This is a genomic window from Sphingobium sp. CR2-8 (assembly GCF_035818615.1).
GTDB lineage: Bacteria > Pseudomonadota > Alphaproteobacteria > Sphingomonadales > Sphingomonadaceae > Sphingobium.
On sequence record NZ_JAYKZY010000002.1, the window covers coordinates 2,366,902 to 2,387,941 of the forward strand.

At 64.2% G+C, this 21,040-nt stretch carries 18 protein-coding genes and 1 pseudogene; 5 read left to right on the top strand and 14 right to left on the bottom strand.

What is annotated here, in order from left to right; genetic code table 11:
• Nucleotides 1-22: 22 nt before the first annotated feature.
• The gene (sucC, locus tag U5A82_RS15485; RefSeq protein ID WP_326291726.1) at nucleotides 23-1,222 is read right to left on the bottom strand and encodes an ADP-forming succinate--CoA ligase subunit beta; all 1,200 of its coding nucleotides are present in this window, start codon (nucleotides 1,220-1,222) and stop codon (nucleotides 23-25) included.
• 147 nt (nucleotides 1,223-1,369) lie between these two features.
• Nucleotides 1,370-1,690 (bottom strand): hypothetical protein, encoded by a 321-nt coding sequence (locus U5A82_RS15490; protein ID WP_326291727.1) that lies wholly within the window; start codon nucleotides 1,688-1,690, stop codon nucleotides 1,370-1,372.
• A 70-nt stretch (nucleotides 1,691-1,760) separates the two neighbouring features.
• On the opposite strand from U5A82_RS15490, the gene U5A82_RS15495 reads away from it, so the two are divergent.
• A complete protein-coding gene (locus U5A82_RS15495) occupies nucleotides 1,761-2,159 on the top strand; it encodes a low affinity iron permease family protein (RefSeq protein WP_326291728.1) in 399 nt (132 codons plus the stop codon).
• A 9-nt stretch (nucleotides 2,160-2,168) separates the two neighbouring features.
• Here U5A82_RS15495 and U5A82_RS15500 read toward each other — a convergent pair whose 3' ends face one another.
• Nucleotides 2,169-2,342: a hypothetical protein gene (locus U5A82_RS15500; protein ID WP_326291729.1), complete on the bottom strand. Its 174-nt coding sequence runs from the start codon at nucleotides 2,340-2,342 to the stop codon at nucleotides 2,169-2,171.
• A gap of 259 nt (nucleotides 2,343-2,601) precedes the next feature.
• Here U5A82_RS15500 and U5A82_RS15505 point away from each other — a divergent pair, with 259 nt between their 5' ends.
• From U5A82_RS15505 to U5A82_RS15520, 4 genes are read left to right on the top strand one after another with little or no spacing between them, the layout of a single operon-like run.
• A complete protein-coding gene (locus U5A82_RS15505; protein WP_326291730.1) occupies nucleotides 2,602-3,990 on the top strand; it encodes a glycosyl transferase family protein in 1,389 nt (462 codons plus the stop codon).
• Nucleotides 3,987-5,075 carry a hypothetical protein gene (locus U5A82_RS15510; protein WP_326291731.1) on the top strand — a complete coding sequence of 363 codons (1,089 nt, stop codon included), beginning with the start codon at nucleotides 3,987-3,989 and terminating at the stop codon, nucleotides 5,073-5,075. Before U5A82_RS15505 ends, U5A82_RS15510 begins: the two co-directional genes overlap by 4 nt.
• A gap of 57 nt (nucleotides 5,076-5,132) precedes the next feature.
• Complete coding sequence (locus tag U5A82_RS15515; RefSeq protein ID WP_326291732.1) at nucleotides 5,133-6,047, top strand: sulfite exporter TauE/SafE family protein; 915 nt, start codon at nucleotides 5,133-5,135, stop codon at nucleotides 6,045-6,047.
• Nucleotides 6,047-6,808 carry a TIGR02186 family protein gene (locus U5A82_RS15520; RefSeq protein WP_326291733.1) on the top strand — a complete coding sequence of 254 codons (762 nt, stop codon included), beginning with the start codon at nucleotides 6,047-6,049 and terminating at the stop codon, nucleotides 6,806-6,808. The genes U5A82_RS15515 and U5A82_RS15520 overlap by 1 nt, the downstream gene beginning before the upstream one ends.
• Nucleotides 6,809-6,834: 26 nt before the next feature.
• Here the strand turns inward: U5A82_RS15520 and U5A82_RS15525 are convergent, their stop codons facing one another.
• From U5A82_RS15525 to U5A82_RS15575, 11 genes and pseudogenes are all read right to left on the bottom strand, one after another.
• Nucleotides 6,835-10,158 (bottom strand): glycosyl hydrolase, encoded by a 3,324-nt coding sequence (locus U5A82_RS15525; RefSeq protein ID WP_326291734.1) that lies wholly within the window; start codon nucleotides 10,156-10,158, stop codon nucleotides 6,835-6,837.
• A 102-nt stretch (nucleotides 10,159-10,260) separates the two neighbouring features.
• The gene (locus tag U5A82_RS15530) at nucleotides 10,261-10,617 is read right to left on the bottom strand and encodes a hypothetical protein (protein WP_326291735.1); all 357 of its coding nucleotides are present in this window, start codon (nucleotides 10,615-10,617) and stop codon (nucleotides 10,261-10,263) included.
• Nucleotides 10,614-11,521, bottom strand: a pseudogene (locus tag U5A82_RS15535) (alpha/beta hydrolase). Before U5A82_RS15535 ends, U5A82_RS15530 begins: the two are co-directional and overlap by 4 nt.
• A gap of 11 nt (nucleotides 11,522-11,532) precedes the next feature.
• Nucleotides 11,533-12,837, bottom strand: a complete 1,305-nt coding sequence (locus U5A82_RS15540) for a glycoside hydrolase family 1 protein (protein WP_326291736.1) — start codon at nucleotides 12,835-12,837, stop codon at nucleotides 11,533-11,535.
• 23 nt (nucleotides 12,838-12,860) lie between these two features.
• Nucleotides 12,861-13,709 carry an alpha/beta hydrolase gene (locus tag U5A82_RS15545; RefSeq protein WP_326291737.1) on the bottom strand — a complete coding sequence of 283 codons (849 nt, stop codon included), beginning with the start codon at nucleotides 13,707-13,709 and terminating at the stop codon, nucleotides 12,861-12,863.
• Nucleotides 13,710-13,781: 72 nt separating this feature from the next.
• The gene (locus U5A82_RS15550) at nucleotides 13,782-16,067 is read right to left on the bottom strand and encodes a TonB-dependent receptor (protein ID WP_326291738.1); all 2,286 of its coding nucleotides are present in this window, start codon (nucleotides 16,065-16,067) and stop codon (nucleotides 13,782-13,784) included.
• 41 nt (nucleotides 16,068-16,108) lie between these two features.
• Complete coding sequence (locus U5A82_RS15555; RefSeq protein WP_326291739.1) at nucleotides 16,109-16,939, bottom strand: fumarylacetoacetate hydrolase family protein; 831 nt, start codon at nucleotides 16,937-16,939, stop codon at nucleotides 16,109-16,111.
• Nucleotides 16,939-17,847 (bottom strand): VOC family protein, encoded by a 909-nt coding sequence (locus U5A82_RS15560; protein WP_326291740.1) that lies wholly within the window; start codon nucleotides 17,845-17,847, stop codon nucleotides 16,939-16,941. The genes U5A82_RS15555 and U5A82_RS15560 overlap by 1 nt, the downstream gene beginning before the upstream one ends.
• On the bottom strand, nucleotides 17,844-18,272 hold the full coding sequence (locus U5A82_RS15565; RefSeq protein WP_326291741.1) for a GlcG/HbpS family heme-binding protein: 429 nt from the start codon (nucleotides 18,270-18,272) through the stop codon (nucleotides 17,844-17,846). Before U5A82_RS15565 ends, U5A82_RS15560 begins: the two co-directional genes overlap by 4 nt.
• Entirely contained in the window at nucleotides 18,269-19,768 is a 1,500-nt protein-coding gene (locus U5A82_RS15570; protein WP_326291742.1) for a bifunctional 3-(3-hydroxy-phenyl)propionate/3-hydroxycinnamic acid hydroxylase, read from the bottom strand. Before U5A82_RS15570 ends, U5A82_RS15565 begins: the two co-directional genes overlap by 4 nt.
• Nucleotides 19,769-19,784: 16 nt before the next feature.
• The gene (locus U5A82_RS15575) at nucleotides 19,785-21,020 is read right to left on the bottom strand and encodes an amidohydrolase family protein (RefSeq protein ID WP_326291743.1); all 1,236 of its coding nucleotides are present in this window, start codon (nucleotides 21,018-21,020) and stop codon (nucleotides 19,785-19,787) included.
• Between the last annotated feature and the right edge of the window lie 20 nt (nucleotides 21,021-21,040).

Genomic DNA, 21,040 nt, shown 5'->3' on the forward strand with positions numbered 1-21,040 from the left:
ATCGTTCAGGCGAAGTAGCCGGTCAGGCTGCCTTCCTCACTTCCGCCACGATCTTCTTTGCTGCGTCGCCCAGATCATCCGCCGGGACGATCGCCAGGCCGGACGAGGCCAATATGTCCTTGCCCTGCTGGACGTTCGTGCCTTCCAGGCGAACGACCAGAGGAACCGACAGGTTCACTTCCTTGGCGGCGGCGACGATGCCATTGGCAATGATGTCGCACTTCATGATGCCGCCGAAGATGTTGACCAGGATGCCCTTGACCGCCGGGTCCTGCAGAATGATCTTGAACGCCGCCGTCACCTTCTCGGTCGTGGCGCCGCCGCCTACGTCCAGGAAGTTGGCCGGGAATTCGCCGTTCAGCTTGATGATGTCCATCGTCGCCATGGCCAGGCCTGCGCCGTTGACCATGCAACCGATGTTGCCGTCCAGCTTGATGTAGGCCAGGTCGTACTTGGATGCTTCGACTTCGGCCGCATCTTCCTCGGTCAAATCGCGCAGTTCGGCGATGTCCTTGTGACGGAACATGGCGTTGCCGTCGAAACCGACCTTGGCGTCGAGAACGAGGAGGTTGCCCTGCTCGGTCAGCGCAAGCGGATTGACTTCGATCTGTTCGGCGTCGGTGTCGAGGAACGCGGCATAGAGCGACGAAGCGACCTTGGCCGCCTGCTTGGCGAGATCACCGGTCAGGCCCAGCGCGGCAGCGATGGAACGACCATGGTGCGGTTGGAAGCCGGCGGCCGGATCGACCGAGAAGCTGTGGATCTTTTCCGGGGTCGAATGGGCGACTTCCTCGATGTCCATGCCACCTTCGGTCGACACGACGAAGGCGATGCGGCTGCTGGCGCGGTCGACCAGCAGGGCCAGGTAGAATTCCTTGGCGATGTCGGCGCCGTCGGTGATGTAGAGACGGTTGACCTGCTTGCCTGCGTCGCCGGTCTGGATCGTGACCAGCGTGTTGCCCAACATGTCGGCCGAATGGGCCTTCACTTCGTCCAGGTTGAAGGCCAGGCGCACGCCGCCCTTGGCTTCGGGGGCCAATTCCTTGAACTTGCCCTTGCCACGGCCACCAGCATGGATTTGCGACTTCACGACATAGAGCGGTCCAGGCAGCTTCTTGGCCGCTTCGACGGCTTCTTCGACCGTGAAGGCAGCGTAACCGGCGGCAATCGGCGCACCATATTTCGCCAGCAGTTCCTTCGCCTGATATTCGTGAATGTTCATGGGGCGTGCCTTTTTTGCTGAAATCCGTTGTCAGCCGATAAGCACAGGCCAAACCGCCACGCCAGAAAATTTCGCAAAACGACTTTGCAAAATTGCAAAGTTCGTAAAGCCGATCCAGCACCGCCACCACCGAATCAGGTCATAGCATCAGAATGTGCAGGCCAGCGCGGACCAACTGGTAACCGCGAAAATCCCGGGATCTTCCAACGCCCGCACCTTGTGAAGCCATTGATCGATAGTGATTGGCTCGCTGTGAGATTTGCGGAGCGACGCCAGCGACTGGAGCTTTCGCAACTGCGTAAGGCTCAGTCGATCAACCATCTTTTCGGCCATGCACACTGCCATGCGCGGCGACAAACCCACCTCCTCCAGCCCGGCGCGCAGGCGCGATTCGGGTGACAGGGATGCGCAAGCGGTCAGCACAAGAATAGCGGCAGCCAAAGCGGCACGGCGGAAAATGAGACGCATGATAGTTCTCATGGCCTTGCGCGGCTGAACACACCATAAATGCAGCGTTTCGCAATGGAAGGAATTCAGGATGGACCATATTTTCGCGGCCATGTCGCAACGCGTCGCCAGTTGGGCGGGGCAGCCGATCGCGTTCGTCCTGGCCATGGCGACCGTGATCCTGTGGCTCGTAACCGGCCCGATCTTCGATTATTCCGACACGTGGCAGCTGGTCATCAACACCGGCACGACCATCGTCACGTTCCTGATGGTCTTCCTGATCCAAAATGCGCAAAATCGCGACGGCTCAGCCATCCAGGCAAAGCTGGATGAACTGATCCGCGCCGTCGATGGCGCGCGCAACGATTTCATCGGCATCGAGCATCTGACCGAAGCGGAGTTGCAGCGCATCAAATCCGTGCTGGAACGCGAATGCGGTGACGACGAAAGTCATCGCCTGGCGATCGACAGGCTGATCCGGCGGCGTTGACAGCTGGGCTCAATGCGCCCGGATGCGTTGCTCCATATTCTCGCGCCGATAGGCATCGATCCGATCGGTATAGATTCGCGCCAGATTTTCATAAGCGTAGCGCCCTTCTTCAGACCGTGTGGTCTGGGCGCGGATCAATGACATCTGCTGGCGATGCAGCAGATAATTGACATCCATTTCCATATTCGCCCTCCTCCCGTATAGCCACAGAGATTGGTCGATCGGTCGATGCAACGCTTCTTGAACACCATCGACGTTCGAAGAATAGCATCATCGTTCCGCCCTTACGACTCTTGCGGTCGCGCCGCAGAGGCAACTTGCCGCCAAATATCGTTCGGGCTTTGCAAAGCTTACGCGCCAATTAAGCAAAAGACTTGGCACCGCATGACGCAAATGGCATCTTCGATGCGCCAGGGGGAATGGGGGTCCAGTATTGGGAGATATGGTGGGTGCCGGCCTTGTCGCCCTGCACCATGAAATCCTGCTCTTCGCGATCGTCGGTCTGGCGATCGGCGGGGTGGACGACCTCCTGGTCGACCTGCTGTTTCTCAGTCGTCGCTGCTGGCGCGCGCTGACCGTCTATGCCCGTCACCCGCGCATGACGACTGCGACGCTGCCGGCGTCGCATGAACCCGGCTGTATCGCCGTCTTCATTCCCGCCTGGCGCGAAGCCGACGTCATCGGCCCCATGTTGCGGCACACATTGGCGCGTTGGCAGGACGCCGACTACCGGATCTTCATCGGCCTGTATCCCAACGATCCCGATACGATTGCGGTGGTCGCACCAATCGCATCGGGCGACCCGCGGATCATCGTGGGCATCAACCCGCATCCTGGCCCCAGCACCAAGGCCGACTGCCTCAACGTCCTGTGGCGGACTACGCTCGATGTCGAAGCGCGCGAAGGGCGGCGTTTCAAGGCGATCCTTTTACACGATGCCGAAGATGTCGTGCATGCCGACGAAATCCGCCTGTTCGATTTCATGATCGACCGGTTCGATCTGGTCCAGTTGCCGGTCGTGCCGCTGCCCGGTCGCGGCGGCTGGTTGCGCCGCGCGATCGGCAACCACTACGGGGACGAATTTGCTGAAAATCATGGGAAAGCCTTGACCGTGCGCGAAGCGCTGGGCGCGTCGATCCCTTCGGCTGGCGTCGCCTGCGCTTTCAAACGATCGGCGATAGGGGACTTGTTCAACCCGGTGCATGGCGGCCCGTTCGATCCGTCTTCGCTGACGGAAGATTATGAGGCGGGGCTGCGCATCGCAAATCTGGGCGGACGCGGAGTGTTCGTGCGCATGCGCGACCAAGCCGGGGCATTGGTGGCGACGCAGGAATATTTTCCCGACAGCGTCGATGCGGCCGTCAAGCAGAAGGCGCGCTGGATGGTCGGCATATCGCTGGCCGGGTGGGACCGAATGGGCTGGCATGGCAGTATGGCCGAATGCTGGATGCGCCTTCGCGACCGGCGCGCCACGATGGCCGCGTTCGTCCTGTTTGCCGCCTACCTGGCGCTGATCCTCTGGGCGGTGATGTTCCTGCTCGATTGGCTGAGCCTGATCCTCCTCCCGCCGCTGTCGCCGCTGATAAAGACGCTGATGCTGTTCAATCTGTGCCTGATGGGCTGGCGCACCATGATGCGGGCGCTGTTCGTCACCCGCGCCTATGGTTGGCGCCAGGGCATGATGTCCATCCCCCGCACCGTCATCGCCAACTATATCGCCATATTGGCGGCGCGGCGGGCCGTTTTCCTGTACGCGAAATCCTTGCGAGGCAAGCCGCTCACCTGGGACAAGACCCAGCATCATTTTCCCGATCTGAAAACCGATCCATGACGCGGGGCACGAGTGGACGCCCATTGCGCTTCTTCGCCATGATCATGATGGGCTGGATCATGGTGCGCCTTCTCAGCCCCGGTTCCATGACCGCCCCGCTTGCGCCCTCACCCAGCCCCTTGTCGATCGCGCAGGCACAACCGTCAGCGATCACACCACAGGCGTTGCTCAGCGCCAGCGCCATGGCCAGCCTGCCATCATCATCCATCATCCACGAGCCTCCGCAGCGCTTCGATCGACACAGGCTGATCGCCTATCAGGCCACGCGATCCGTCATCGCAGCCCCAGCGAAGGATGGGGAAGATGTGTCGGTCGACCTGATGAAGTTCATCTCCTTCACCGCCGCCTTTGCAAACCGCCATTATGCCAGCGACGTCGAATATATGAGCCGTTTCCGCACGCCGATCGCCAGTCCGCCGCCGCTCCTGACCGCGCAGAAGACGACGGACCGATGGCGAGCGGGTGCATGGTTGCTCTATCGCCCGGGCGGCAAGACGGATAGCCAAGGCGTTCCGGCAGGCCAGCTTGGGGGATCGCAGGCCGGTTTCCGATTGGACTATGACATCACGCCCCGCACGCAAAGCCGCATCGCCGCCTATGGTCGCCTCACCACCGCACTCGAACGCCCCGCCGCACCCGAAGGTGCGGTAGGCCTCTCGTTCCAGCCGACGCGCGCGTTGCCGGTTAGCATCGCGGTGGAACGACGCATCGCTTTGGGGCAAGGCGGGCGCAATGCCAATACGGTCATGGCGGTCGGCGGCTTTGGACCAAAGGCTATCGCGCCAGCGATCGAAGCGGAAGGCTATGCCCAGGCCGGCATCGTGGGTTTCCGGGCACGAGACGCTTTTGTCGACGGGAAACTCTCGCTGTCGACGCCTGTTCCCGACAGCCCGGTCCAACTGGGCGTCGCTCTCTCCGGAGGCGCTCAGCCGGGTATCAGCCGGTTGGACATCGGTCCCCAATTGCAGGTGCGACTACCTCTGCCGCAAGCTGGTGCGCGGGTTTCCGTCGAATGGCGCGAGCGCATCGCAGGGGATGCCCGCCCCGGATCGGGCCTGGCCGTTACCCTCGCCGCGGATTTTTGATCCTTTTCAGCCATCGCGGCTTTCTATCACGGGCTGTTGACGCTACCCGGGACAAGCATGGATCTCTACCTGCCCATAGCCAATCTGTCGGTGAACGCGCTCGTCATAATCGGCCTGGGCGGGGTCGTCGGCCTTTTGTCCGGCATGTTCGGCGTAGGCGGCGGATTTCTGACCACGCCATTGCTGATCTTCTACGGTATTCCGCCCACCGTCGCCGCCGCATCCGCCGCGTCGCAGGTCACGGGCGCCAGCGTATCGGGCGTATTCACCCACATATCACGCGGCACGGTGGATTTCCGCATGGGCGGCGTCCTGATCGCAGGCGGCGTGATCGGCGCGGGATTGGGCGTTTTCATCTTTCGCCTGCTTCAATATCTCGGCCAGATCGATACGGTCATCGGCATATTATATGTGCTGATGCTGGGCGGCATCGGCGGCCTGATGGCCAAGGAATTGATCCAGGCACTCATCGCCCTCAAGACGGGCAAGCGCGCGCCCGCCCGCAAACGGCGGCACCATCCCTTGGTCGCCGCCCTGCCGATGCGCTGGCGCTTCTATCGTTCGGGCCTCTATATCTCGCCGCTCGCACCGCTGCTGCTGGGCATGGCGACCGGCATCCTGACCATGTTGCTGGGCGTCGGCGGCGGCTTCATCCTAGTGCCCGCCATGCTCTATCTGCTGGGCATGGCGACCCAGTCGGTGGTCGGCACATCGCTGTTCCAGATTTTGTTCGTAACCATGGCGACGACGATGATGCACGCCATGACGACCAAGGCGGTGGACCTGGTGCTGGCGTTGCTGCTGCTGATCGGCAGCGTCGTCGGCGCGCAGGTCGGCACCCGCATCTCCATGTCGATCCGGCCGGAATATCTGCGCATCCTTTTGGCGGCGATCGTGCTGCTGGTCGCCGCCCGCATGGCGTTGGGCCTGGGGTGGCGACCCGACGAAATCTACACGATCGAGGTGGGCTGATGCGCCGCCGCTGCGCCTGGCTGGCCCTGCCTGCCGCCCTGTTGCTGGTCGGCGCGGACGAACCCCATCTGGTGCCCGACGTATCGCAGCGCGACGTCGAAATTCAATATAGCTTCACCGGCGCGGACCTGCTGCTGTTCGGCGCGATCGTCTATCCCGAAGGGAAAAGGCCCGCCAAACCCGCCGACATCGTCGTCGTGCTGAAAGGGCCGGAACAATCGATCACCATGCGCGAAAAGCAGAAGGTCGCCGGCATCTGGGTCAATGCCGACACCGCGCTGTTCCGATCGGCCCCCAGCTTCTACGCCATGGCGTCATCGCGCCCGATCGACCGCATCGTCGATGAACGCACCGCCGCCATCTACGAACTGGGCGTGGACAAATTGCAACTGTCCCCATCCTCGCTGAACGAAAGCGCGGAACTGTCGCGGTTCCAGGAGGGGCTGGTCGATCTACGCGCAAGATCGGGCCTTTTCGTCGAGCGGCCGGGCACGGTCGAGATCACCGACGGCGTCCTCTATCGCGCCCGGTTGCCCCTGTCGGCGCGCGTCATCGTCGGCGACTATACCGCCGAAACTTTCCTGGTGCAGGATGGCCGCGTGGTAGCCGCCGCCGTACGCGACATCACCGTGCGCAAGTCCGGATTCGAGCAGTTCATGGCGAGCGCGGCCGAACATTGGTCCTTCCTCTATGGGCTGGTGGCGATCGCGATGGCGGTCGGCATGGGATGGGCAGCGGGCGCCATCGCCCGCCGCATCTGACCCTCAAAGCCGCATGGCGGCGGGGACTATTGCGTCAGCAACTGCACCGGCCCGATCAGGCCGGACGGCCGCAGCGGCGCGTCAGCTCTGTAGGTGGGTGCAGCCGTAAACGTGATTTTCGCCGCTCCGGTTTGTTGGTCGCCGATCAGGCGATTGACCCACAGGTTGGCGACCTTGATCTCCAGATCGTTGGAGCCAGCCCTGACCAGCTTGCCGATGTCGAGCCGATAGGGCGCGAACCAGGTCGTGCCCGCCACTTTGCCGTTCACCCTCACTTCGGCCAGATCGCCGACCTTGCCCAGATCGATCCAGAGCGGCGCGCCCGGCTTGACCCCGTTGGGCAAGGCAAAGCGGGTCTGATAGGATGCGGTCCCGGAGAAATAGCGCACGCCCTTGTCGGCGTTGCTTTCCAGCGGCGTCAATGTCGACATCGCAATCGTCGCGGGCGCGCCCCGGCCTGGCTGAAAGCCGACCCTCCATGCCTCGGCGAGCGTCGCGACCGGACGTATCGCCTTGGCCGCGATCGTAACGGACGATGCCTTGGCCGGGTCGCGGAACAGGATGAAAAAGGCGTCCTCCGGTCCAACATCCAACGGAATCACTGTCTCCGCGCCTTCCGTGCGATAGGATAGAGGCGCCGCTGTGCCGTCGATGGCGCGCCAGATTTCGGGCTGCTTGCCCGTCACGCGAAACCGCGCTTCGATGCGCCCCGCTTGGTCTGTGCGGTTATTGACGAAATAGAGGTCGCCATCGGCCAGCTTGCGGTGGACGAAGCGATAGTCGCTGTCCTGCGCGCCATTGCCGATCCGGAAGTCCGGTCCGAGCCCGACGCCTGCCAAGGCAGCTTCCACGTCAAGGCCGGCGATCACTCTGCCCTGGCCCTGGGAGGCACCGCTCCACAGCCGGGTCGCCAGCGTCTTGAAGGCGGCGGCATCATCCTGAAGCCCCGGCGCACGTTCAGGTGCAGCGCCGATCACGGTCGCCCCGGCATCGACCAGGGCAGCAATGCGGCGCAGGGTCGCCAGCGTCATCACCCGGCTCGACCCGCCCAGATAAAGCGCCCGGTAGCGCGCATTGCCCGCCACCAGTTCGCCCTTCTCCACCGTCATCCGATGGGCCAGAATGTCGGCATTGACGAAATCATAGGCGTAGCGGGTCGGCAGGTCGCTCGGCACGCCATGTTCGAACAGCGACGTGATCGGCGCATCCTCGCCATAGAAATAGGCGACGTCGGCATGATCGCGGCCCTGCTGGAGCAGATAGCCGGTACGCGCCATATAATCGACCCAGGGTTTCGCCATCTCCGCCCAGCTTTCATGCCGATTGAAATATTGTCCGAAGATCATGAGGCTCAGGCCCGGCAGCTTGTCGTCCACCGGCTGATGGACGGAGGTGTGGACGATCGGCCGGTTGACGCCGGACGCGAACTCCAGGTCGATGACGCGCTTCAGGTCCGAAGGCGCAAAGGCCCAGGGCGCAAAGGCCGAGGTCATGGATTCTGCCGATACGATATTCTGGCCATATATGTGCGCGACCGATGCCGCGCCCTTCATGTCGCCGACCAGCGTCGGGCGCGGCGCAGCTCCGCGATTGAAGGTCCACATGGCCGCCATCGGCACATCGGTATGCGCCCGCATGGCCAGGTCGTCACCCAGCACCGGCCGCCCATTTTCCAGCGCCTCCCCATAGACGGTCAGCCCGTTTTCATGCGCGACCTTCGCCACCGTGCCATAATGGGCGTCCGCCAGCAGATCGGCGAGCGTCTGCCGATAGTCGTGCAGGAAGGCATCGCTGCGCGCGGTCGACCCGACCACCACGCCCGTCAGCGTCGGCAGGAAGGGGACCGGATCATAGCCGCGCCGCGCCGTGAATTCCTCCACCATGCGCGGCGTCCAGTTGGACGCACCGACTTCGATACTGTCGGTCAGCAGCGCGCGGATGCCCTTCCTGCCGATCCAGTCCGCGCCCACCGTGTCGCGATACATGCCGATATAGGTTTCCAGATAGCGGCGAACGGCGGCGGCGTCATATTTGTCGACCTCCAGCCCCGTCGCTTCGGGCGTGGCGGGATGGTTGGTCTTGCCAGTCAAGGAATAGCCGATACGCACGATGCGCCAGTCGCTCCCATTCGGCGCGGTCCAGTCGAGCCTGCCGTCGGGACGAAGCCGATCCGTCAGGTCTATCACCTTGGCAGGATCGACGGCCGTCACGGCTGCGGCTACGCCATCGCTCAGCTTGTTATAGTCGGGGACGATGGCGTAGCCCGCCTTCGCCTCATATTGATCGATCTTCGCGTCGGCCGACAGACGCAAATCGCCGATGCCGATGGTCGCGCTGTCAGGCCGGGCGAACACGTCCATCATGACCGCACCGGGGGCGCCGTCACCCAGCCCCGGCGACTTGGGCGCGTCGTTGGGTGACAGGACCAGCCGGAAGCGCCGAGCGGTGACAGGCGCGAAGCCGATGGTGGTGGACACTTCGGTCAGGGCAAAGCGGCCGACAGCCTGCCAGCCCTGCGCCGTCTGCGCCTCCAGCGTCGGGCGATAGGCGGGATCGCCGAAGGGCGGTCGGGCATGGGGCACGAACAGGCTGGCAGAGCGGATCGTGACTGGCTTGCCATAGTCCAGGATTAGCGTCCCCGGCGTCGCGGCATCCCCCTTCCCGAGTTGCACCACCGTTTCCAGGTCATCATCGAGCAGCGGCGTTGCGGCAATGGCGGCGCCATCACCCTGGGTTACGCGCGGCTGCGGCAGGGCTGTGGCGCTCATCGGATAGGCCAGGACACGCGCGTCGGCGTAGAAGCTGGGCAACGCGGCCGCATCCCCGCCGCCCGCCAGCGGATCGCTGAACTTCGCGCTCTGGAAAGGACCGGTGGTGGAGGGCGGCGCAGACAGTGCGCCCTTCAGCCGCTGACCGCCGCGCAGGTCGGTTTCGCTCCACACCAGCTTCTTCATCGCGTCCTGCGGCTTGACCCAAGGACCGCCCGTTTCGCTCCAGCCCGGGGAAGCGGCGATCGCGAATTCCAGCCCCTTGGCTTCGGCCGTCCGCACGGCATGGCGGAACGCATCCTTCCAGCCATCGGTCATATAGGTCAGCCGCTGCGGCACGATCTGCGGTGTCTGGAGATTGGCATCGAAATTCTGGACGCCACGGATCCCCATGCGCGCCATCCAGTCCAGATCCTTGTCGATCCCATCCTTCGTCACATTGCCGTTCATCCAGTGCCACCAGACGCGCGGGCGCGCCGACTGGGGTGGATTGCGGAAGCCGTCCGCCAGATCATCCGCCAGCGCAGGCGCGGCAAGGACGGTGCAGGCCAGCAGGGTGGCAAGGCGAAAACGGGCTTTCATCGACGGGCGATCCTCTTGTTCAACGATGTTCGGCAGCAGATAGCAGCCGCCGCAACGCCCATGTGGCGATGAGCGCGCCGAGCGCGCCGCCATAGGCGACCTTCATGACCAGCGCCGTGAACCAGGCGATGGAAGAAAAGCAGCGACGCCGATCGACCATGCGATCAGCCCGCCCAACGCCCCGCCCGCCAGCGCAAAACCTACCGCCCGCACAAGGATAGCGCGTAACACGGGTAGATTGCCCAGTTTCCGCCGGGCGATCAGCGCCGGGACCAGCGCGCTCATCAGCGCGACGGCGATGCTTTGCGGCACGAAGTCGAGCGCCAGCCGATCAGGCAGTCCCCAGGTGAGCGGACGCGGCTGCGTCCCGAAAACGCCCAGGAAGAAGGCAAGGCTCAGTGCGCCATTGATGACGATGCTGATCGCCGCTTCCCGGCGGATCGACACGCCATGCGTCACCGGGCGGCCGTCTTCGCCAGCAGACCGCGCATCTCCATCCAGGACAGAAATTGCGGCAGCAGCCCCATGGTCGTGGTGCCGGGCTTGCCCATGCCGAAACCATGGTCGCCCCGCTCATAGGCATGGAGTTCCACCGGCACATGCGCGCGCCGCCAGCTTTCGATCAGCGCATAGGAGGGATTGGGAAACAGGCTGTCGTCATTGGCGATGGCCGCGAACATGGGGGGGCGTCCGCAGGCACTTCGCGGGCCAGCATCGGGCCATAGACATAACCGATGAAGGACGGGCGATCCGCGCTCTTTCCTTCCAGCGTGGCGTTGAGCGCCGTCATCGCGCCGGCGGAAAAGCCGATCATGCCGACGCGATTGGCGTCAATGCCCCACTTGCCCGCATTGCCACGCACCAGCTTGAGCGCCGCCAGCGCATCGAGCGTGGCGCGCGGTTCGCTTATGCTCGGCGGCGCAGTCGGATCACGCAGGGAATCCGCCACTCGCTTGCCCATATAGGCGGCGGCCTCCGCCGTGTCCGCCGGGGTCTGGTTCAGCCGATATTTGAGGACGAAGGCCGCGATGCCGTGATCGGCCAGCCAGCGCGCGACGCTCCACCCCTCATGCTCCATCGACAACAGCATGAATGCGCCGCCTGGCGCGACGATCACCGCCGCGCCGGTCGCCTTGGCCGGGTCGGGCAAAACCGGCGTCAACGTAGGGACAGTGACGTTGCGGACGGCCAGAGCATTGCCGAAGTGCACCCAGCTTTCGGTCGAAGCCTTGGGCGCCTTCATATCGGGATAGAGGGGAATCGCGCCCGGTTCGGCCGGTGCCTGGGCGGGCGTGGGCACCGGCATCTGGGCGGCGACGGGCACGGATAACAGCAATGCGGCGGCGATGGCGAAACGCTTCATGGACCTTCTCCTTACAGTGCGTTGCGGCGCGCGATCGCGCCATAGACCGCAGCGCTGGGCTTGGGCGTGCGAGCGAACGTCACCGGATCGACGCTATGCAAGCCGAATTTAGGCTTATAGCCGAATATCCATTCGAAATTGTCAAGCAGCGACCAGTGGCAATAGCCGATCACGGGCACGCCATCATCCATCGCGGCCTTCAGGCCAGCGAGCGCTTCGGGAATGAATTTCGCGCGGATCGCGTCGTCGTCGGTGCCCACGCCATGTTCGGACACCAGGATCGGCACCCCCGTCGCCTCATGCGCATAGCGAACCGCGCCACCCAGCGACCCCGCCCAGACTTCGGTGCCCGACCAGTTGACGATCGATCCCTTGGGCGCTGGCAGGCGGCCCTTGTCGCCCCAGAGCGCCCGCTCGTAATTCTGTACGCCGATGAAATCGTCGCCCTTTGCGACATGGAGCCATTCGCCATACAGTTCGCCGCGCATCCGGTCGCGGATCGACGTCTTGCCGACCGCCTGGTCGTCCATCATCGCCAGCGAAATGCCCACTGGCAGGTCGGGCCGCACCGCCTTGATAGCCGCTTTGCCCGCCTTGTGCGCGGCGAGCAGCCCCTTTTGCAACGCGGGGAGGTCTTCGAAGCCCGCCACATTGGCGCTGACGAATTTGGGCACACCCAGACGCTTGGCGGCGGTTTCCAGGGTCAGCTTCTGAATGTCCCACACCTGCTGGGGCAACATGGGCTTCAGCAACAGCAGGATATTGGGTTCGTTGAACGTGATGACGCGATCCACCCCCTGCCCCAGCGCGCGGGTCAGCTTGTCGCAATAGCGGGCGAACAGCGGTGCGCTTTCCGGGTTGGTCCAGCCGCCCTGCGCGCTGAACCAGCGCGGCGCGGTGAAATGGCTGTAGGTGACGACCGGCGTCAGCCCGCGCGTCCGGCAGCCATCAACCATAGCCCGGTAATGATCGAGCATTGCCTGGGAAAAGAGGGCCTTTTCCGGTTCGATCCGCGCCCATTCCACACCGAAGCGATAGCAGTTGAGGCCCATCATTTTGGCTAGGTCGAGGTCGGTTTCCCACAATTCGAAACTGTTGCAGGCGTCGCCCGACGGCTGGGCGAAGACGGTGGGCTGCTGGTTTTCCAGGAACCACAGGTCGCTGGCGATATTATTGCCCTCGATCTGGTGCGGCGCGGTCGCCGCGCCCCAAAGGAAGCCCTTGGGAAAGGCCGGGTCGGCGCGCTTGCGCGCGGCGAAGGCCGGGGCGGCCATCGCGGCAGCGCCGGTTGCCAGAAGGGTTCTGCGATCCAGCATGGTTCCGTCTCCTATTATGTTTGTCAGGCGGTCGTTTCGCGCACGAAGGCGCAGATTTCGTCGGACAGCCGCCGGTCGGCGGTGCCCAGGTGCATGGCCATGCTGTAATGATTATGGCCCGAATGGATGAAAGCGCGCGGCATCGCGCCGTGGCGGCCAAGGCGGTCCTGCATCAGCGCCAGGAACTCGGTCTGGAAGCGGGGCGGATCGAACTCCGCGCAGGCTATAAACAGGGGCACTGGCGTGGACGCCACCGCCTCTAGCGGCATCCGGTCGGGGTAGAGGGCGGCATCGCCATAATAGAGCATGTCGCGCGGATCGAGCGGGGTGTAGCCATAGAGGCCCGACAGCAGAATGGCGGCGCGAATGTCGCTGGTTCCGTTCCGCTTGAGATAGCCTGCGACATGGACCGCCCCGGCGGACGTGCCCATCAGCACGATCCGGTCGGGATCGCCGCCATATTGCGCGGCCTGCGCCCGGAGCCAGGCGACGACCGACGCGACATCTTCCGATCCTGCCGGCCAGACATCGTCCGGCGCGAGGCGATAGTTGATGACGACGCCCAGGAAGCCCGCCTGCGCGGCCATGCGACCGACATTGGCGTTGGCCCAGTTGTCGACGCCGCCCTTGTCGCCTTTGATGAAACCGCCGCCATGGACGAAGACGAGTATCGGGGCCATTCCATCCCCCTGCGGCCGATAGAGATCGAGCCGATGACGGTCATGCGGACCATAGGCCATGTCGGCGTGCGACACCGGCACTTGTTCCGTCAAAGCCGATTGCGCGGCGTCGAACAGGACGCGACATCGGGTGAGGACATCCGGGCCAAGACCAGTGCCCATCGCGGCGATCGCCTGTCTGACCTGATCCATATGTCCCCTTCCCTGTCGTCGCGCGCAGAACCGGGCATGGCGACGCCTGTCACGCCGCCATGCCCGATCGGATCAGAACTTCGCGTCGAGGCTGATGCCGACCTGACGGAAGGACTGCGGCCCATAGATCGCACCGATATTCTGCTGTCTCTGGTCGGTCGTATAGGGGAAATTGCTCTGCATCAGGGAAGGTTCGTGCACGTTGAACAGGTTCCGGCCGAACACCGCGATGCTGTAGCGATTATCGTCGGTCCGCACACCGATCCGCCCGCCGACCAGCCAGTGCGAACGGAAGCGGGTTTCGGGGTTGGAATTGGCTTCGTAGCGGACCTTCGACTTCCACACCGTGTCCGCCGCCAGGAAACCATTGAAGCGGCTCGTCACCGGCACCTCATATTCGCCCGACAGGGTGAACTTATATTTGGGCGCATAGGCCAACTGCGTATTGCCGATATTGGTGCCATCGGTGCCCAGTAAGCCCTTGGGATAGGTCGCCTTGGCATAGATGAAGCCGGTATTGAGCGACAGGCCCTCGAAAACCTTGCCGAAGAAGTTGATCTCCGCGCCGCGCGACTTCACGCCGTCGATGTTGGTCTGAACGCAGGAGATGACGGCGGTGCTGTCCACGGTGCATTGCTGCGCCTGGAAATTCTTGATCTTCTGATAGAAGACGCTGAGGTCGGCGACCCAGCCCCCGAACAGCGTGCTCTTGAGGCCCGCTTCGTAAGCCATCGGGATTTCCGGCTGCACGACGAAGGGCTGCTGCGGCGCGGCCGGCGTGGCAATCTGACCGCCCTTGAACCCGCGCGAGGCGGTGGCGTAGACCATCGTCCGCTGGTCGAGATCATATTGCGCGCCCAGCCGCCAGGAGAATTTCTGGACATCCAGAACCGTCTTCGTGAACGGATTGGCCGGAATGGCATAGTTATAATAGTCGAGCGACAGGCGATCGGTGGTGTAGCGACCACCCGCGATCAGGCGCAGGCTGGGCGTCAGGTGGAACGTGCCCTGACCGAAAAAGGCGAGCAATTCGTCCTTGATGTCGACATCGGCGCCCGGATTGCGGACGATCGGGATGACCAAACCGGGGAAGGGCAGGACCGAGACCGACAGGGTTTCGGGATCGCGCACCTGCTTCTGGTTCGAATAGAAGGCGCCCAGCGTATATTCCAGGAACTGGTCGGCGGGCGAAGAGACGCGGAATTCCTGCGTGAACAGGCTGAGGCGACGGTTCACCGCGCCATTGGCGACCTGCAATTCCAGCGGCGCGCCACGGAACACGTCGGTCGCCGCGCCAAGGCCGGTTTCGTTCGACTTGCGATAGGCGGTTACCGACGTCAGCGTGAAGGGATCGGCATCATAGTCGAGTTGGAGAGAACCGCCGTAATTTTCGCTGCGGCCGACAAAGCTGTTGCCGGAACAATAGTTGCGGTTGCCCTCCCCCGGCGTCACGCCACAGCTTGCCAGCCGCGCGGTGATCCCTGCGCTGTCCCGAAGCAGGCCACCCAGAGCCGTGCCCGGCCCGCTGGTCTTGACGAAGGTGAAGAAGTCGCCGCCATTTTCCGCCCGGCTCTTGGTATAGTCGCCGATCAGGTTGACGGTCAGATTTTCGGTCGGTTCCCACAGCAGGCGACCGCGCACGCCATAGCGGTCATTGTCGTTATAATCGCCGGTCAGCGCGTTGCGATTGACGCCCTGGCGCAAATTGGTGACGCCCGATACCCGGACCGCCGCGTTGGACGCCAGCGGGATATTGACCACGCCCTGGATGACCTGGTTGCCGAATTTCGACCCGGCGGTGCCCGCGTCGGACAATTCGGTCCGGACGCGCGCCGAAAAGCCGGTGGGATCAGGCGCGTTGGTCGTGATGTTGATGACGCCCGCCGACGTGGTGAGACCGAACAGCGTTCCCTGCGGTCCCTTCAGCACTTCGATCCGCGCCACATCGAACAGGTCGGAGATATTGGCATTGCCCTGGCTCACCTGATCGACGACGACCCCGACCGACGCGACCGCCCCTGCGGAAAAGGTCTGCGTGCCGATACCACGGATCGCGCCGCCACCGCCGGTATTCTGGCCGGGCGCCTGCTGGATTTCCAGCGAAGGCGCGATGCGGCTCAAGTCGTTGACGGTATTGACCTGCTGCCGTTCCAGCTGCGCCTGATTGGCGACAGTGATGGAGATGGGCACTTCCGTCACCTTTTCCGCCTTGCGCTGGGCGGTGACGATAATGTCCGAATTGGCGTCGGGCGCCTGTGCCGCCTGCTGCGGCGCGGTGTCCTGTGCGAAGGCGGGCGCGGCGATGGCGATGATGCTCGCGCCTGCGAGCGTCGCGACGATCTTATTGAACTGACGCATGATGTCTCCTCTCCCCGTTTTACGATCGGGTGATTGTTGAATTATTGTTCGTCGATGATGCGGTTGGTGAGCGTGCCGATGGTGCCGATGGTGATGTCGACCTTGTCGCCCGCTTGCATGTAGAGCGGCGGGGTGCGCTTGTCGCCGACCCCGCCGGGCGTCCCGGTGGCGATGACGTCGCCAGGGGCCAGCGGCGTGAAGGCGCTGATATATGCGATGACCGTGGGGATATCCCAGATCATGTCGCTGACCGGCTGGTCCTGAAGCAGTTCGCCGTTGAGGCGGGTCTGGACGCGCAGCGCGCCAAGGTCGTCAATCTCGTCCGGCGTCACCAGCGCGGGACCGAAACCGCCGGTGCCGGGGAAGGTCTTGCCGGGGGTGAACTGAATATTGTGGCGCTGCCAATCGCGCGCGCTGCCGTCGTTGAACGCGGCATAGCCCGCGACATAGTTCCAGGCGTCGGCGGCGGCGACCTGATGGCACGGCTTGCCGATGACGACCGCCAGTTCGCCTTCATAATCGAACCGCTCGGTCACGGCGGGCTTCACCAGCGGCTGTCCGTCGGCAACCAGGCTGTCGGCGTAGCGCACGAAGATCGCCGGATGCGCCTTCTGCTCGCGGCCGGTTTCCTTGACATGCTCGGCATAGTTCAAGCCGACGCACAATATCTTGGCGGGATCGGGGATGACGGGCAGCAGCACGACATCGGCGGCGGCGAAGGCCGCGCCGTCGGTCAGGCCCGACAGGCTGCCTTCGGTCAGCGCCGCCTTCAGGCTGGGGGTCGCATCGGTCGCCAGTTCAACGATCGTCTCACCGTCGATTCGGCCGAAGCTGGGGGTGCCGTCGGGACGGCGGAAGCTGACATAACGCATCAGGCTTGTTCCTCATGGGTCTGGATGAGCGGCCGGGCATCCCAGTCGCGGCGATGGCGGAATTTCTCCTCGGCGGCGCGAAGGCCGCCGAAGTCCTTGTCGGACATGCCCCACTGGTCGATCCGCTTTTCGGGCCAGGTCCAGTCTTCCGGGCTGCCTGCCCGATAGTCGTCGGGCACCTTTTCGACTGCGGTCGAAAATTCGATGACGGGGCCGAAGGGGGCGATGAAATAGGCGAAGACGTTTGCGCCGGGACCATGGCGACCCGGCCCCCAGGCGGGGGCCATGTCCTGATCGCGCAGGCGGCCGATGCCGCGCATCACGGCGTCCAGATCTTCCATCTCGAAGGCGATATGGTTGAGCGAAGGAAAGCCGGCGCGGGCGAAGGCGGTGCTGTGGTGCGAATTGTTGCAGCGCACGAAGACCATGCCCTTGGTCCGGTCCGACACGCGGAAGCCCAACGCCTCTTCAACCAGATGGCCGGTCGCTTCGGCGTCGGCACTGTTGAACACGACATGGGTCAGTTTCACCGGCAGGTCGTGGCCCTCGATCGGATCGACTTCGCCCGCGTCGACCAGGAAGCGGAGCAGTTCGCCCTCGGCCAGTTCCACGATGATGCCATGACCGCCGCCCGGGTCATCGGACACGACCGGCGCGGCGGTCAGGCCTGCGGCGCTGACGCTGCGCTTCAACTGCTCCAGCCGGTCGGCGGTGCAGACGAAGGTGGTCGAACGGACATAATTCTCGGCCGAATCTTCCAGCGCGACCAGATAGGGGAAACTGCCCGATCCGCGCAGATAATGGATGTCGCCGACGACCGACGCGGGGGCCATGCCCCAGATATCGACCAGGAAGGCAGCGGCCTGTGCCGCGCCCGGCAGTGCCAGTTCGATGCTGCGCAGTTTCATTGCGAATCTCCGTGTGACAGTCCTGCGGCAAAGATGCCGACGATGGCGCAGGCTTCGTCGCAATCGCCGGTGTCGCCACTGATCCCGACGGCGCCGATCACCGTTCCTTCCACGTCACGGATCAGGACGCCGCCGGGGGACAGAGCGAGTTGGCCGGTCGCGGCCGCCACGCTCTGAAAGAAGATCGGGTTGTTGGCGGCGCGCGCGGCGATGACCCGCGTGTCGGCCCCCATGCCCAGCGCACCCGTCGCCTTGGCCTTCGCGATGTCGAAGCGGAACAGGCTCGCGCCATCTTCGCGGGCGAAGGCGACCGGGTGCGCGCCAGCGTCCAGCACCACCACGGCAAGCGGCTGCGCGGCATCAGCGCGGCCCTTGTCCAGCGCGGCGTCGATGATCGCGCGGGCTTGCGCGAGGATAAGGGTCATGCAGCGATCTCCTGACGGAAGGCCCCGGCGATCAGCGCGTCGCGCCGGGCGATGAGGTCGGACGGCTTGCCGGTGCCGAACACATAATGGTCGGGCCGGATCAGCACCGAGTCTGCGCCGCGATCGGCCAGCCATGTCGCGATCGCGCCACCGTCGCCCAGGTCCGATAGGTCGATGACGGCGACGTCGCCGCCCTCGATCGGGGTGCGGGTAAACAGCCGCCAGCCCGTGCCGGTCACATCGTCCAAGAGCCGGTCGCCGACGCAAGGCTGGATGAAGCGTTCGCCCGCCCCTGCCGTGCCGCTGGCGACGATGCCGGTGGCGATGGCGGGGATGAGGTCGGCGGCGGTGCCATGCTGCGCATTCCGGGCGGCTTCGCGCATATCGGCGTCCCGCTGCGCGGCGGCTTGCGGATCGAGCATGCAGATATAGCGCCCTGCCCCCACGGCGGCGGAAATGACGGCGCGGACATGGGGGTCGCGTTCGGGCTGATAGCTGTCGAGCAGTGTGTCGGGCGCCTGCCCCTTCAACACCATCTCCAGCTTCCAGGCGAGATTGGCGACATCGCGCAGGCCATGGCACATGCCTTGGCCGAAAAAGGGCGGCGTCTGATGCGCGGCATCGCCAGCCAGGAAGACGCCGCCCATCCGCCACCGCTCGGCGATCAGTCCATGGAAACGATAGGTGGCTGCGCGCACGATCCTGTGCGGCACATCGGCGAGATAGGGCGCGACGAGGGCGGCGACCGCATCCGGCTCCATCATCGCCCGGTCGTCCTCGCCCGGCAACAGCATGAATTCCCAGCGGCGATGATTGCCGCGCCCCGGCACGATCGTCGCGGGACGCTGCGGATCGCACATCATCACCGATAATTTCTGGAGGTCGGCGGCGTCGGGCACGCCCCACAGGTCGGGGAAGCGGACGGGACCGTCCACTTCGGCATCGACCACCAGCCAGGGTTCCTCGAAATCCAGATCGTCCAGCCGGATGCCCAGCGCCTTGCGCACCGCGCTGCGCGATCCGTCGCACGCGATGATGAAGCGCGCCCGTTCCGTGCGACCGCCCGAAAGGCGTAGCGTGACGCCGCTTTCGTCCTGTTCCAGCCCTTCGAATGCGACACCGAGTTGGACAGTTATATCGGGATAATCGGCCAGCGCCGCGCGAAGGTGATCCTCCAGTTCGGGCTGGTAGAAGAAATAGTCGTTGGACCAGCTGAACGGCCGCGCCCGACCGACCGTGCCCATGTAGCGGATGACGCCATGGTCGGCGCCGACATGCAGATGCCCTTCGGTATCGCGCATGTCGCCAACGACCCGTTCGATGACCCCGGCCGACTGGAACAGGCGCATCATCTCATGGTCCAAATGCACCGCGCGGGGCAGCGGATAGGGATGCGCTGCCTGCTCGATCACCAGGACCGATGCGCCGGATTTGCCGAGAAGATTGGCCGCAAAGGCCCCCACCGGCCCGCAGCCGATGATCGCAACGTCGAACATGAAGGCGTCTTTCCGATCAGGCGGCCACGGGCTGCGCGGCGGGGGCTTTGTGCATCTGCCCGCCTAGAATTATCATGTTGATATTATTGACATTTTGTAGGATCGTTATGTCCTTTGTAGGATCACCATCGATCAGCAGCAGGTCGGCCAGATAATCGGCTTTCACCTGTCCAACTCGCTGTCCCATTAGCTGTCCGCCCAGCATGGTCGCGGCGCTCAACGCCTCGGCCGGGGTAAAGCCATAATAGGTGACGAAATGCTCCAGGTCGCGGGCGTTGCGGCCATGGGGGTTGAAGGGGAAACCATAGTCGCCGCCCGGCAGGACGCGCACGCCGCGCGCCTTGAGCTTGGGGACCAGCACCTTTTCCAGTTCCAGCCGCTGGGCCGCGCTGGCCTTCATCGACGCCATGTCGATATGCGGCGGAGGCGCGGCTTCCAGCGCAGCGACCGAGACACCGGGACCGGGGGCGTAGAAGATGGCGTCCTTCTTCGCCGCCATCGCGTCGATCGCGGCATCGTCGGCGAAGGAGCAATGATAGAGGATGCGCGCGCCCGCTTCGAGCGCGAGCGTGATCGCACGCGGCGAATAGGCGTGGGTGGCGATCCACAGGCCCGCGTCCTTCGCCGCCTCGCCCGCCGCCTGCATCTCCTCATCGGTGTAGAGGATGTCCCCCGACGATCCGGGTTTCAGCGCATCTTCGCCCGAAATGACGAGCTTGAGCGACTTCACCCCTTCCGCCGCGCAATAGGCGACGAAGGCGCGCATCGCTTCGGGACCGCGGCCGTTGAACACGTCGCCGGTCTCGACGCCCTCTTCCCCTTCCGGGCTACGCTCCAGCGTCGAGGGGACGAGGCGCGGGCCGGGGGTTTCGCCCGCTTCGATCGCGCGGGCCAGTTCGGGTTCGATCTGGTCGCCGAGCGCGCCCGCCGAATAGAGGCTGGTATAGCCATGGTCGAGCAGCACGCGGGCATTGCGCCAGGCGGCGACCTTCAACTCTTCGGGCGGCAGGATGAACTGGTGATAGATTTTCTCGACCGAGCTGCCCCAGGTCAGATGGGTATGCGCGTCGACCATGCCGGGCATCAGGGTGCGCCCCTGCCCGTCGATCACGCTGTCGGCCTCGACCGCGGCGATAGCGGCGTCGTCGCGCAGGACGGCGGCGATGCGGTCACCGTCGATCAGGACAGCGCCGGGAAAGAGATCGGAACCGGTGCCGTCAAATATCCGGACATTGCGGATAAGCTGTCGCACTGAAAATCTCTCCTGCCGCT

Excerpts from the sequence above, each read along its gene's own strand:
- sucC (WP_326291726.1), bottom strand. The coding sequence starts at position 1,222 with ATGAACATTCACGAATATCAGGCGAAGGAACTGCTGGCGAAATATGGT.
- U5A82_RS15490 (WP_326291727.1), bottom strand. The coding sequence starts at position 1,690 with ATGCGTCTCATTTTCCGCCGTGCCGCTTTGGCTGCCGCTATTCTTGTG.
- U5A82_RS15495 (WP_326291728.1), top strand. The coding sequence starts at position 1,761 with ATGGACCATATTTTCGCGGCCATGTCGCAACGCGTCGCCAGTTGGGCG.
- U5A82_RS15500 (WP_326291729.1), bottom strand. The coding sequence starts at position 2,342 with ATGGAAATGGATGTCAATTATCTGCTGCATCGCCAGCAGATGTCATTG.
- U5A82_RS15505 (WP_326291730.1), top strand. The coding sequence starts at position 2,602 with ATGGTGGGTGCCGGCCTTGTCGCCCTGCACCATGAAATCCTGCTCTTC.
- U5A82_RS15510 (WP_326291731.1), top strand. The coding sequence starts at position 3,987 with ATGACGCGGGGCACGAGTGGACGCCCATTGCGCTTCTTCGCCATGATC.
- U5A82_RS15515 (WP_326291732.1), top strand. The coding sequence starts at position 5,133 with ATGGATCTCTACCTGCCCATAGCCAATCTGTCGGTGAACGCGCTCGTC.
- U5A82_RS15520 (WP_326291733.1), top strand. The coding sequence starts at position 6,047 with ATGCGCCGCCGCTGCGCCTGGCTGGCCCTGCCTGCCGCCCTGTTGCTG.
- U5A82_RS15525 (WP_326291734.1), bottom strand. The coding sequence starts at position 10,158 with ATGAAAGCCCGTTTTCGCCTTGCCACCCTGCTGGCCTGCACCGTCCTT.
- U5A82_RS15540 (WP_326291736.1), bottom strand. The coding sequence starts at position 12,837 with ATGCTGGATCGCAGAACCCTTCTGGCAACCGGCGCTGCCGCGATGGCC.
- U5A82_RS15545 (WP_326291737.1), bottom strand. The coding sequence starts at position 13,709 with ATGGATCAGGTCAGACAGGCGATCGCCGCGATGGGCACTGGTCTTGGC.
- U5A82_RS15550 (WP_326291738.1), bottom strand. The coding sequence starts at position 16,067 with ATGCGTCAGTTCAATAAGATCGTCGCGACGCTCGCAGGCGCGAGCATC.
- U5A82_RS15555 (WP_326291739.1), bottom strand. The coding sequence starts at position 16,939 with ATGCGTTATGTCAGCTTCCGCCGTCCCGACGGCACCCCCAGCTTCGGC.
- U5A82_RS15560 (WP_326291740.1), bottom strand. The coding sequence starts at position 17,847 with ATGAAACTGCGCAGCATCGAACTGGCACTGCCGGGCGCGGCACAGGCC.
- U5A82_RS15565 (WP_326291741.1), bottom strand. The coding sequence starts at position 18,272 with ATGACCCTTATCCTCGCGCAAGCCCGCGCGATCATCGACGCCGCGCTG.
- U5A82_RS15570 (WP_326291742.1), bottom strand. The coding sequence starts at position 19,768 with ATGTTCGACGTTGCGATCATCGGCTGCGGGCCGGTGGGGGCCTTTGCG.